1 tRNA gene is annotated in these 355 nt (G+C 51.8%); it reads left to right on the forward strand.

The features are described 5' to 3' along the window. Positions 1–145: 145 nt before the first annotated feature. A tRNA-Ile gene (locus tag DW151_RS08110) sits at positions 146–222 on the forward strand. Positions 223–355 lie beyond the last annotated feature (133 nt).

A 355-nucleotide genomic window follows, 5' to 3' on the forward strand; every position in this document is an offset into this window, starting at 1 on the left:
CTTAATGTGCTCTCCGTGCGAGCAGGACTGTCCGAGCAGGCGACTTCGCATGCCGCCGGGCAGCCGGGGCCGACACCCCTCAAAGATTTTCAAAAAAGTTGTTGACGCGCGCGTAACGACTCGTCTAATATATCCCTTGCGCGATGGACCTGTAGCTCAGTTGGTTAGAGCGTCCGGCTGATAACCGGGAGGTCACAAGTTCGAATCTTGTCAGGTCCACCATCAAAACTGTGAAGAGCCCCGGGGTGTTGCCTCGGGGCTTTTTTCTTACCTACTGAAAGTAGTCAAAAAAGCCCCGTCCCAAATTAACTACTTTGATTTTGTGTGCTGTGCGAAAGTTTGGGTAGTATAGCTA

It is taken from the genome of Collinsella sp. AM13-34, assembly GCF_003473055.1.
Classification (GTDB): domain Bacteria; phylum Actinomycetota; class Coriobacteriia; order Coriobacteriales; family Coriobacteriaceae; genus Collinsella.